Origin of the sequence: Spiroplasma endosymbiont of Nomada ruficornis, from assembly GCF_964030795.1 — a bacterium.
In the GTDB taxonomy this organism is placed as follows: Bacteria; Bacillota_I; Bacilli_A; order Mycoplasmatales; family VBWQ01; genus Spiroplasma_E; species Spiroplasma_E ixodetis_A.
Genome location: NZ_OZ034962.1, coordinates 1128044 through 1140274, shown reverse-complemented (window position 1 = coordinate 1140274; position 12231 = coordinate 1128044). Strand labels below are relative to the sequence as shown.

Genomic DNA, 12231 nt, shown 5'->3' with positions numbered 1-12231 from the left:
AGTAGAAAAATGAAAAAAATATTCTTTTTATTACACATTTTTACACTAATAATTTTATATTTATTTTATTTATTAAAAATAAAATAAATAATTGTTTTTTTTTTAAAATATTATATAATTTTATTTTTATTATTTAACTTAAAGTTTAGTATAAATAAACAAAAGGAGAAAATAATCAATATGCAAATTGGAAGAAAGTTAAAAACTTTAAGATTGAAACACAATTTAACTATGGAAGAGTTAGGGAAACGTTGTGATTTATCAAAGGGATTTATTAGTCAGTTAGAGCATGATGTTTCTTCACCTAGTATTGAAACACTAAAAAGTATTTTAGACATTTTTGATTGTCCATTATCAACCTTTTTTGCTGGTGAAGTAAAAGAAAAAATAGTTTTTAAATCACAAGATGTTACTGTTAGTGACGAAGAATATTATCAAATAAAATGAATTATTCCTAATGCTCAAAAATTAACATTAGAACCAGTAATTTTAAGTTTAAAACCATTTGGTAATTCAAATAAAATTCCGCCATTTCAAGGTCAGATCTTTGGATATGTATTAAGTGGAACAGTATTTGTTCATTATGGTGCAACTAGAGTAAAAGCAGTAGCTAATGAAGCATTTTATATTAAAGGTAATGAAAAACATTATTTAGAAAATCCCAATAATTCAATTGCAACTATTTTATGAGTTTCAAATCCACCAATTTTTTAAACCATTTAAAGGAGGAAATTATGAGTGTAAATATTTTAGAATTACGTAATATTACCAAAGAATATGATGGTAAAGTTGTTTTAAAAGGAATTAGTTTAAATATTCATGAAGGTGAATTTCTTACCATTCTTGGTCCTAGTGGTTGTGGTAAAACAACATTATTAAGGATTATTGCTGGTTTTGAACAACCAAACAATGGTCAATTATTGTTTAAAGGTAAGGATTTAACTAAAATTCCAATTCATAAAAGAGAAATAAATACTATTTTTCAAAATTATGCTTTATTTCCGCATTTAAATGTTTTTGATAATATTGCTTATGGTTTAAAGTTAAGAAAAATTGATCGTGAAAAAATCAAAAAAGAAGTTAAAAAAGCTTTAGATTTGGTTAAATTAAATGGTATGGAAGATAAAGATGTTAATGATTTATCTGGTGGTCAAAAACAAAGAGTAGCAGTAGCTAGAGCATTAGTTCTTAATCCTAAAATTTTATTATTAGATGAACCTTTTGCTGCTTTGGATTTGAAATTACGTCAACAAATGCAAGTAGAATTAAAAAAAATTCAAGAAGAAATTAATATTACTTTTATCTTTATTACTCATGATCAAGAAGAAGCATTTATTATGTCAGATCGGGTAGTTGTTTTAAATCAAGGTCAAATTCAACAAATTGGGACACCACAAGATATTTACAATGAGCCTGAAAATAAATGAACATCACAGTTTGTTGGTAGCTCGAATGTTATTGAAAATGGTGTATTTGTTAATGATTATTGTGTTCGTTTTGACGGTAAAAAATTTGAATGCTCTGATACTGGTTTTGGTGAACAAGAACGTAATATTGATATTGTTATTCGACCAGAAGATATTGATTTAGTTAATGCAGGTAGTGGTTTTTTTGATGGAACTATTAAAACTATTGCTTTTAAAGGATTATTATGAGAAATTGAAATTATTGCTAATAAACGCAAATGGATAGTTCATACTACTGATAATTTTGAAGTAGGTAACCGTGTTGGTTTAAAATGAAATGTTGAAGATATTCATGTTATGTGAAAGGAAATTGAAGAGTAAAATGAAAAATTTGTTTAAACGTAATATTAAAACACAAATTTTAAAATCACAAGATATGTTAGTTAATAATTCAAATCCAGAAAAAATTATTGATAATCAAAATAAAAAAAAGTATAGATTTAAAAAATGGTTTAAGCTTAAAAAAAATAATGTTTCTTTACAAGAAGTAGCAAAAAATAAATCGAAAATGAAACGAGTAAAAAAGAAAAAAGCATTGTTATGTTGAAAAAAAACAAACCAAAAAATAAGTTTTATTAAAAATAAAATCAAAGATAAATCAGTAAATTTTGGTTTTAAATCATGAGTTACGCTTGCTTATCCATATTTATTGGTGATGGTAATTTTAATTGTATTGCCATTATTAATTGTAATTTTATATTCAATTATTAAAGCAACTAATAATGCTTGAATATTTCGTTTTACATTTAGTAATTTTAATGTTTTTTTTAAAGAAAATAGTTATGTTATGGTTTTATTACGTTCAATTGGTTATTCATTTGTTGCCACTTTAATTGCTGTTATTTTTGGTTATCCCATTGCTTATATTATGGCTTTTATGTCAACAAAAATTGCTTCAAAAAATATTTGAGTTTTAGTTACTTTACCAATTTGAATTAACATTTTATTACGTACAATTGGATTACAAATTATTTTTAGTATTTTAGGTCCTAATGTTTTATTAGGAACTCCAATTGGTATTATTTTAGCAATGGTTTATATGTTTATGCCTTTCGTTATTTTACCAATTTATAATTCTTTAGAAAAAACAGATCGCAATTTATTAGAAGCAAGTCAAGATTTAGGAGCTTCTAAGATGAAAACATTTTGAAAAGTTACCTTTCGTTTTTCAGTGCCTGGTATTGTTTCTGGTTTTACTTTAATGATGTTAAGTGCTATGACTTCACTAGTAGTAGTTAAATATATTGGTGAAGGAAAAACTATTTTAATTGCAAATATTATTGAATCATATTTTTATCGTGGTGCTAATTTTGCTTATGGTGCTGCTATTTCTGTTATTTTAGGTATTATTGTTTTAATTATTATTTTTACTTTAAAAGCGATTGGTAGTTGAGCTACTGGTAAAAAAATAGGAGGTATTAATTAATGAGATCTTTTTTTAAAAATAGTTATTTAGCTATTATCTTTTTATTATTTTATACTCCAATTTTAGTTTTAATGATATTCTCTTTTAATGGTGGCGATTCAGTTCGTAGTTGAAATTCTTGATCATTGCAACCTTATTACGATTTATTTCAACAAAGTGAACTTTGAGAATCGGTTAGTGTAACATTAATTGTTGCTTTTATTTCTACTTTTGTTGCTGTTATTATTGGTACGTTTGCTGCTTTGGGTTTAAGTAAAACAAAAAAAATAACACGTAATATTACTTTAGGGATTACTAATATTCCTTTAGTTAATGCTGATATTGTTACTGCTGTTTCTTTAATGTTATTATTTATGGCATTTGGTTTTAGTTTTGGTCTTGGAACATTAATTTTCGCTCATATTTCTTTTAATATTCCTTATGTTATTATTACTGTTTTACCAAAAATTAGATCAATAAATATGTCACAATTAGAAGCAAGTCAAGATTTAGGTGCGACACCTTGATATACGTTACGCAAAATTGTATTACCAACAATTAAACCAGCAATTATTGCTGGAGCAGCTATTGCGTTTGCTATGAGTTTTGATGATTTTTTAATTTCTTATTTTACTGGCGGTAATACTTCTAACGTTTCAACTTTTATTTATTCTTTAAAACGAATTAAGCCTTATATTAATGCTTTTTCAACAATAATTATTTTATTAATTGCAGTACTTATTATTTCTTGAAATACTTATGTTCTTTGCAAAAAACAAATTAAACAACGTAATGAAAAAATTGATAAAGGTATTTATCATGATAAAAAAATTATTAAAACTGAGAAGTTGTTAACTAAATATTATTTACAATTAAATGGTTTTAACTATAAAAAGGTTAAGAGTAAAGGTAGAAAACGTAAATCATTATATAGTGATGGTAATTTTGAAATTGTAACTGAGCAAGATATTATTAAAATTCAGGATTATATTAAAAATCACCCGAAACTTATTCATCAAATTTCTAAACTTGAAGCAAAACTTGAGATGGAATCAATTTGAATTGAACATATAAAGAATAAGATTAAAAAAAAGAAAGAGTTAAAAGAAGAACGCTCAAAATCAAGAAGAGAGAAATATCGTTTTTTACTATGACCGTGAAAATTAATTATGATTAGTATCATCTTATTATCAAGTTTTATTAGTTTGGGTGCTTTCTACATTTATACTAATGTTTATGATTTATCAATTGCTAATTGAGGCGAATATATGAATCCCAATATTTTAAAAGAATTTGAAAATAAATATCAAGTTAAAATAAAATATTCAACTTTTGATGATAATGAATCATTGTATGCTAAATTGTATACTACTAGTTATGATGTAATGGTTCCTAGTGATTATATGGTGGCTAAATTAGCAAGTGAAGATAGACTTTTTCCAATTGCATCAAAAAATTATGTAGGTGATATTGAGTATGATAGTAGAATTGATTTTAATCCCAAAGAAGATATTAATCATGATTTATATGAATTAATGAATAATTATCGAGTTGAAAATAGTGATGGAATTTTAAATGAATTTGGTTTAAATAGTTATAGTATTCCTTATTTTTGAGGTGATGTTGTATTAGTAATTAATACTACTAATACAAATAATCTTAGTGATCTTGGTATTAAAGCTGATGGTTCAAATGTTCAATGAAGTGTTTTAACAGATGCTGCAAAATTAGGTAAACGTATCGTTTTAAATGATGATATGCATAACTTATTTATGACTGCGCTTACTGATTTACACTATAAAAATAAATGAGGAGAAAATAACGGTTCAGGTCAATATAATCAAGTAGGAAATGAATTTAGTGATAATATTAATGCTCATAGTCCAATTGAAATTAAAGATGCAAGTGACTGGTTAGAACCAGTTATCAAACATAAAAATACAAAATTATTAAATGATGATATTGTTGATGAAATTAGTAATGAAAATAAGTGGGATGTAGCAATGATGTATAACGGTGATTTATTATCTGCAATTGCTGATGATCCTGATTCTTATAATGGTAAGTACCTTGTTGTTAGACCATATATGGGGACTAATGTTTGAAATGATGATATGGTAATTAGTAAAGATTCTCCTCATAAAGATTTAGCTTTTAAATTTATTAATTATATAATGGAAAAACAAACACAAGTTGATTTAAGTAGTGAATTTGGTTATACCTCACCTTTACAAGCAGCCATGGATGAAGTTAGTACTAATTTTTCAGCAGAAATTTGAAAGCATGTATATATTCCAAAAAATGGCCAATTACCCAATCCATTAGATCCAAGTAAGCATCATGAAGGATATTTTAACGGTTTATATACTCGTAGTTTTGACCCACAAATGCAAACTGCTTATAATAGATTATTAGCACGTTAATAAAATAAATTGTAATATTAAGTTTAAAAAAATATAAAAAAATATTGTAACTTATAGTATAATTTAATACGAAAGGGGTTAATTCATTGTGGCACGTCGTAAAAAGTGAGAAAAAGAAGACAAAGAAAAAATATGAAACTATTCTATTCAAAAAATGGAGAAATATTTTAAAGGATTATCTGAATTTTGAACATTGAATGTGCAAGCTCCTTGTCCGTGGTGTTGTTTGCCAATGATAAAAGGTGCTTATCAAGGTGAACAACCAACTTCAGCATTTGCTTGAAATATTGATCACATTGATGGTGATCCAAATAATAATAGTTTAGAAAATTTACAACCAATGCATGTTGAATGTAATATTAAAAAAAATTAATCATAATTTAAAAATTCAATGACTATTTAATTTAATTTTTATCTTAATTAAGAAAAATTAATCATAATTTAAAAATTCAATGACTATTTAATTGCTGAATTATACTTGTAAGTGCAAGTAAATAAAATTGCAAAAAATTCTCATATAAAAATTTCATAATGCTAAATTTAGTTTAGAAAAAAGTAAGGAGTTTTTATATGAGTTATAAACATCTTGGCATAGATGAAAGGATTTATATTGAGAATCAATTGAAATTTAAATTTAAAATTAGTGAAATAGCTAAAAATCTTAATCGAAGTATTAGTACTATTATTCGAGAAATTAATAGAAATAAAGATAATAATCATTATTTTTCATTAATTGCACAAAATAAAGCTGAAAATCGAAAACAATCACATATTAGTTTTCATAAGTTTAAAAATAAGAATTTAGTAAAATATGTACAACAAAAATTACTATTAGGTTGATCATCTGAAAAAATTTATGGCAGAATTAAAAATTTTCATAAAGAGTGAGTTATTAGTTTTAAAACAATTTATACTTGAATTTATTTTGGAATGCTTGATAAAGTTACTAGTAAAAATTTAAGAAGAAAAGGTAAAAAACGAAAATCTAAAGAAAATCGTGGCAAGTTTAATGGTAAATCAATTAAAGAACGAGATATAAATGTTAATGATCGTATAACACTTGGTCATTGAGAAGGAGATACTATAGTATCATCACGAGGTAAAAGCAAATCATGTTTAATAACTTTAGTTGAAAGAGTATCACGATTTACTTTAGCAATATTAGTTAAAAACAGAACTACTAAAGTTATTAATAAAAATGTCAGTTATTATTTATCAATTCTTCCTAAAAAAATTGTTAAAACTATTACTTTTGATCGTGGCAAAGAATTTTCAAATTGACAACAACTTGAAAAAAATTTAGATGTAAAAATTTATTTTGCCAATCCATATTCACCTTGACAAAGAGGTACTAATGAAAATACTAATGGTTTAATTAGAGAAAAATTTCCTAAAAAATTTATTTTTTCAAAAACTAATAAAAATGAAGTTCATAAATTTATATTGTCTTTAAATCAAAGACCGAGAAAAATATTAAATTATCTTTCACCAATCGAATATTTGGATAGAAAAATAATTTAGTTGCACTTACCTTTACAATTTAGCAAATGAAAATAATAAATAATAATTAGTTTAAATTTTAACTATTGACTATAATATATTTTTGAATAAGAGGTAAAAAATGGAACGAATTAAGCAAGCACAATTTTTAACTAGTGCTATTAAAGAAGAACAATGGCCGCAGGATGAAATTCCTGAATTTTGTTTTGTTGGTCGCAGTAATGTTGGTAAATCAACATTTTTAAATACAATTTGTAATAATGGTAAGTTAGCTAGAGTTTCACAAACACCTGGTAAAACACAAATGCTAAATTTTTTTACAATTAATAATAATATTTGTCGCTTTGTTGATGTTCCTGGCTATGGTTTTGCTAAAGTATCAAATGAAAAAAAAATCCAATTTGCGACAATGATGGATGAATATTTTCAGTCACGAAAAAATTTAAAAGCAGTTTTTTTATTATTAGATTTAAGACATGCACCCAGTAAAGATGATATTGATATGTTGGAATATTTACAACATTATCATTTAAAAATTCATTTAATTGCTACTAAAGTTGATAAAGTGAAAAATAGTCAATTAGTAAAAAATAAAAAATTAATATTATCAACTTTAAAACTTAGCACTAATACTCCTATTATTTTATTTTCTAGTATTAGTAAACAAGGAATTGATTTAGTAATTAGTAAATTAACAGATGATGTTAATACTGATGAAGTTGAAGTAGAAACTTAATAGTATAATATTTGTTGCTATAAAAAAGATAAAAGTTGTTTAATATGTATATATTCTTATCTATTTTTTATTTATATTGATTATAAACCAGTATATCTATAAATTGTATATGATAGTTTGCAATTATTAAAAATATCAATATTCAGTATAGAAAATAATATAATAATAATTAAACTTAATATAAGTTTTTAACTCATTATTTTGATAAAAATAAATGAGTTTTTATTTGAAAGGAAGATTAAAAGAAATGCCTATAAAAAATGAAATTTTACAAAATCTTGAAGCAAAATCAGAAGAAAATGTAGAACAAAAACCTACAAAATGAAAAAAATTTAAAACAAAACATCGAACAACCGCAAAAATTATAAAAGTGACTAAAGGTGCTGCTGTTGGTGCTTTGTATATTAATCCTATTGCTCAAATAAGCGCTTTAGTTACTGCTACTGTTGCGGGTGGTGTTAGTGTTGTTAGTGACCGTTCTGAAGAACAATTAAAAACTGATATAATAACTGCTGCTGCTAGTGCTGGTGCTGTTGGTGGGATTGCCAATGCTGTAATATTACCTGTTTGTATTCCTGTTGGTGCTATTACTTTTGGCATAGATGCAGCAAAAAAATTTGATGAAAAACAAAGAAGACAAATTTAAGTTGACAATGATAAGTTTGCAGATAAAAAAACCGCTATAAATAATATAGATTCACAAATTGAAGTAAAAATAGAATCAAAGAAAATGGCCAGTTTATAATTAATTTTTAGATTTAAGATAGTCTATGTTATAATATAAATATATTACTTTTGAAGGTAATAAATCCCCAATCATGTTATTGGGGATTTAGTTTTTTTAATATTTTTTAACATTAAAATGTGTATAATTTATTTTTGTATATATTGTGTGTTAAAAAATAATAAAAAAGATTAAAATATTAAAATTTGAGGAGATGAAGTTAATATGAATAATACAAGTGATATAAATGATAATTTTGTTATTAGTAGAGCAGTACTGTCAGATGTTTCATGTACCTCTTGTGCTAGTGTCATCGAAAGACATTTTACCAAAGAAGATGGTATTACTGTTAGTATCAATTTTGCTACTAAAAAAGCACAATTTAGTTATGATCCTAAGTTTTGAAATGAAAAAAAAATTAAAAAAGCAATGTATCATTTAGGATATGAAATTTGTAAGTTTGAAACTGAGATTAAAGATATAAAAACGAGTCACCAAGTTGATATGAAAGATATTACAGATGATCATAGTAGTCATAGTCATATTAGTGAACAACATCAATCTCATATGTCAGAACAACATCATAATCATCAACATAATGTTAAATTACGTGATTTAATTGAACTTATTATTGGTTGAATATTGTTACTACCATTATTATTAATTATGATACCTAATACTTCATTTTTTGATAGTTTACGTAATCCTTATGTCCAACTTGCACTAGCACTTCCAATTCAATTTTATTTTGGTCGTAAATTTTATATTGGTATTTATCGAGAATTAATTAAACAAAAATGACCCGGTATGCATACTTTAGTAGCACTAGGAACAACAACGGCATTTATTTTTTCTATTTATTTAATGATAATTAATAAAACCGAACACTTATATTTTGAAGTTAGTGCTTCAATTATTATGATTGTTTTACTTGGTGATTTAATTAGTGCTGTTGCACAGAAAAGATCTACTAGTGGCTTAGAAAGTTTAATGTCATTAAAGCCAAAATCAATCTTAAAATATGATTATAATACCAAAACAGAAACTTTTATTAATATTGAAGATGTACAATTAAATGATATTTTAATTATTCGAAAAGGTGAAAATATTCCTACTGATGGTCAATTAATTAGTGAAGAAGCATTTATTAATGAATCAATGTTAACTGGTGAATCGCAAGTTATTACGAAACAAGTTAACCAAAATTTAATTGGTGGAACTAATAATGTTGGTGATAGTTTTAGAATGAAAGCAACTAAAATTGGTAAAGACACAGTATTAGCAAGTATGATTAAGGCAGTTGAAGATGCACAATCTCAGAAACCAAAATTACAAAAATTGGCTGATAAAATTTCTGGGTGATTTACACCAACTGTTATTTTAATTGCCATTTTAGTTTTTCTTATTCGTTATTTTGCAGTAGGTAATGGTGTGCAAGAATCATTAGAAATTGCAATTGCAACTTTAATAATTGCTTGTCCTTGTGCATTAGGGATTGCAACACCATTAGCAGTTGCTGTTGGAATTAATAAAGCAGCAAAAATAGGAATTATTTATAATAAGGCTAGTGCTTTTGAAAAAATTACTAAGATTGATACCATTTGTTTTGATAAAACAGGAACATTAACTACTGGTAATTTGGTTATTACTAAAATTTATGGTCAAGAAAAACATGTTAATAAGGCAATTGCTATGGAAAAACATTCAACACATCCTTTGGCTTTAGCTTTTTCTTTATATGCTAATACTAATAATGTTGGACAATCATTGACAATTACCGAAGTTAAAGAACAAATTGGTTTTGGTATTAAAGCAAAATATCAAACTGAAGAATTACAAATTTCATCACTTGAAAATTTACAAAAAGCAAAAATGCCATTTAGTCCATTTCTAAAAACATTTGATTTTGAAACAGTTACTCCTAGCCAGAAAGTATTGGCATTGGCAATTAATAAAGTTTTTACTAATATTTTTATTTTAGAAGATGAATTACAAACAAATGCATTATTAACAATTGAAAAAGTTAAAAAACAGGGAATTGAGGTTATTTTAATTAGTGGTGATAATGAATCACAAACACTTGCTATTGCTAATCGTGTTGGGATAGAAACATACTTTGCTAATGTTACACCACAAGGTAAATCACAAATTGTTGCTGATTTACAAGCAAAAGGGAAAAAAGTAGCGTTTGTTGGTGATGGTATTAATGATGTTATTGCCTTAGAACAATCTGATTTAGCAATTGCAATGGGCTCTGGTAGTGATATTGCTAAAAAAATTGGTGATATTACTATTCTTGATAATGATATTAGTATTATTTATAAGGCTATTGTTTTAACTAAAAAAACTAAAAATAATATTTGAATGAATTTTATTTGAGCATTTAGTTATAATATTATCATTATTCCATTAGCTGCTGCCGGATTTATTATTCCACCGTTGGCTGCAATTGCGATGGCTCTTTCTGATATAACTGTTGTTGGAAATTCATTAATTTTTAAATGAAGAAAATATAAATATTAGATAATATATAAATTAGCTAAATTGTAAAGGTAAGTGCAACTAAATTATTTTTCTATCCAAATATTCGATTGGTGAAAGATAATTTAGTATTTTTCTCGGTCTTTGATTTAAAGACAATATAAATTTATGAACTTCATTTTTATTAGTTTTTGAAAAAATAAATTTTTTAGGAAATTTTTCTCTAATTAAACCATTAGTATTTTCATTAGTACCTCTTTGTCAAGGTGAATATGGATTGGCAAAATAAATTTTTACATCTAAATTTTTTTCAAGTTGTTGTCAATTTGAAAATTCTTTGCCACGATCAAAAGTAATAGTTTTAACAATGTTTTTAGGAAGAATTGATAAATAATAACTGACATTTTTATTAATAACTTTAGTAGTTCTGTTTTTAACTAATATTGCTAAAGTAAATCGTGATACTCTTTCAACTAAAGTTATTAAACATGATTTGCTTTTACCTCGTGATGATACTATAGTATCTCCTTCTCAATGACCAAGTGTTATACGATCATTAACATTTATATCTCGTTCTTTAATTGATTTACCATTAAACTTGCCACGATTTTCTTTAGATTTTCGTTTTTTACCTTTTCTTCTTAAATTTTTACTAGTAACTTTATCAAGCATTCCAAAATAAATTCAAGTATAAATGGTTTTAAAACTAATAACTCACTCTTTATGAAAATTTTTAATTCTGCCATAAATTTGTTCAGGTGATCAACCTAATAGTAATTTTTGTTGTACATATTTTACTAAATTCTTATTTTTAAACTTATGAAAACTAATATGTGATTGTTTTCGATTTTCAGCTTTATTTTGTGCAATTAATGAAAAATAATGATTATTATCTTTATTTCTATTAATTTCTCGAATAATAGTACTAATACTTCGATTAAGATTTTTAGCTATTTCACTAATTTTAAATTTAAATTTCAATTGATTCTCAATATAAATCCTTTCATCTATGCCAAGATGTTTATAACTCATATAAAAACTCCTTACTTTTTTCTAAACTAAATTTAGCATTATGAAATTTTTATATGAGAATTTTTTGCAATTTTATTTACTTGCACTTACAAGTATAATTCAGCATTAATAATAAATAAAAAAGTACTTTATTTTTTTGAAAGGGGAAATTTAAATGGCTAGAAAAAATGAAGAAAAAAGAGCAGAGCTTGATCAAAAGATATCTATTTTACAGGAAATGATACGTATTATAGAAGAAAAAAATAATGTTGAACCAAACCCTGATGAAAAGTTGATTAGAATTAATCAACTGATAATTGATGATTATAAGAACAAACTTTCTCTATTAGTAAAAGAAAGAGAAAATAATGATTGAGAAACAATTAATTTAGAAGATATTGATAAACCATCTACAAGTCAAAATAAATGAAGTTTATCAAAAATATAAAAAAAGTTACCTTTCTCTATAACCCTACTAGGTAAGT

General features: G+C 24.9%; 11 protein-coding genes. 10 read left to right on the top strand and 1 reads right to left on the bottom strand.

What is annotated here, in order from left to right; all coding sequences use genetic code 4:
• Positions 1-180: 180 nt before the first annotated feature.
• The 9 genes from AAHM79_RS06915 (at position 181) to AAHM79_RS06875 (ending at position 10777) form a co-directional block, all read left to right on the top strand.
• A complete protein-coding gene (locus AAHM79_RS06915; protein ID WP_342257460.1) occupies positions 181-714 on the top strand; it encodes a helix-turn-helix domain-containing protein in 534 nt (177 codons plus the stop codon).
• Between the two features lie 20 nt (positions 715-734).
• The gene (potA, locus tag AAHM79_RS06910; RefSeq protein WP_342257459.1) at positions 735-1787 is read left to right on the top strand and encodes a spermidine/putrescine ABC transporter ATP-binding protein; all 1053 of its coding nucleotides are present in this window, start codon (positions 735-737) and stop codon (positions 1785-1787) included.
• 1 nt (position 1788) lies between these two features.
• Positions 1789-2892 (top strand): spermidine/putrescine ABC transporter permease, encoded by a 1104-nt coding sequence (potB, locus tag AAHM79_RS06905; RefSeq protein WP_338957161.1) that lies wholly within the window; start codon positions 1789-1791, stop codon positions 2890-2892.
• Complete coding sequence (locus AAHM79_RS06900) at positions 2892-5294, top strand: extracellular solute-binding protein (RefSeq protein WP_342257458.1); 2403 nt, start codon at positions 2892-2894, stop codon at positions 5292-5294. The genes potB and AAHM79_RS06900 overlap by 1 nt, the downstream gene beginning before the upstream one ends.
• Positions 5295-5382: 88 nt before the next feature.
• Entirely contained in the window at positions 5383-5667 is a 285-nt protein-coding gene (locus AAHM79_RS06895; RefSeq protein ID WP_252319983.1) for an HNH endonuclease signature motif containing protein, read from the top strand.
• 197 nt (positions 5668-5864) lie between these two features.
• Entirely contained in the window at positions 5865-6815 is a 951-nt protein-coding gene (locus tag AAHM79_RS06890; protein WP_342257457.1) for an IS30 family transposase, read from the top strand.
• A 100-nt stretch (positions 6816-6915) separates the two neighbouring features.
• A complete protein-coding gene (gene yihA / locus AAHM79_RS06885; protein WP_338959507.1) occupies positions 6916-7530 on the top strand; it encodes a ribosome biogenesis GTP-binding protein YihA/YsxC in 615 nt (204 codons plus the stop codon).
• 247 nt (positions 7531-7777) lie between these two features.
• Positions 7778-8176 (top strand): hypothetical protein, encoded by a 399-nt coding sequence (locus AAHM79_RS06880; protein WP_342257456.1) that lies wholly within the window; start codon positions 7778-7780, stop codon positions 8174-8176.
• 303 nt (positions 8177-8479) lie between these two features.
• Complete coding sequence (locus tag AAHM79_RS06875) at positions 8480-10777, top strand: cation-translocating P-type ATPase (protein ID WP_342257455.1); 2298 nt, start codon at positions 8480-8482, stop codon at positions 10775-10777.
• A gap of 39 nt (positions 10778-10816) precedes the next feature.
• On the opposite strand, the gene AAHM79_RS06870 is transcribed toward AAHM79_RS06875, so the two are convergent.
• Positions 10817-11767, bottom strand: a complete 951-nt coding sequence (locus tag AAHM79_RS06870; RefSeq protein ID WP_338979395.1) for an IS30 family transposase — start codon at positions 11765-11767, stop codon at positions 10817-10819.
• Between the two features lie 154 nt (positions 11768-11921).
• On the opposite strand from AAHM79_RS06870, the gene AAHM79_RS06865 reads away from it, so the two are divergent.
• Positions 11922-12194, top strand: coding sequence for a hypothetical protein (locus AAHM79_RS06865; protein WP_342257454.1), 273 nt, complete (start codon positions 11922-11924; stop codon positions 12192-12194).
• Positions 12195-12231: the final 37 nt, after the last annotated feature.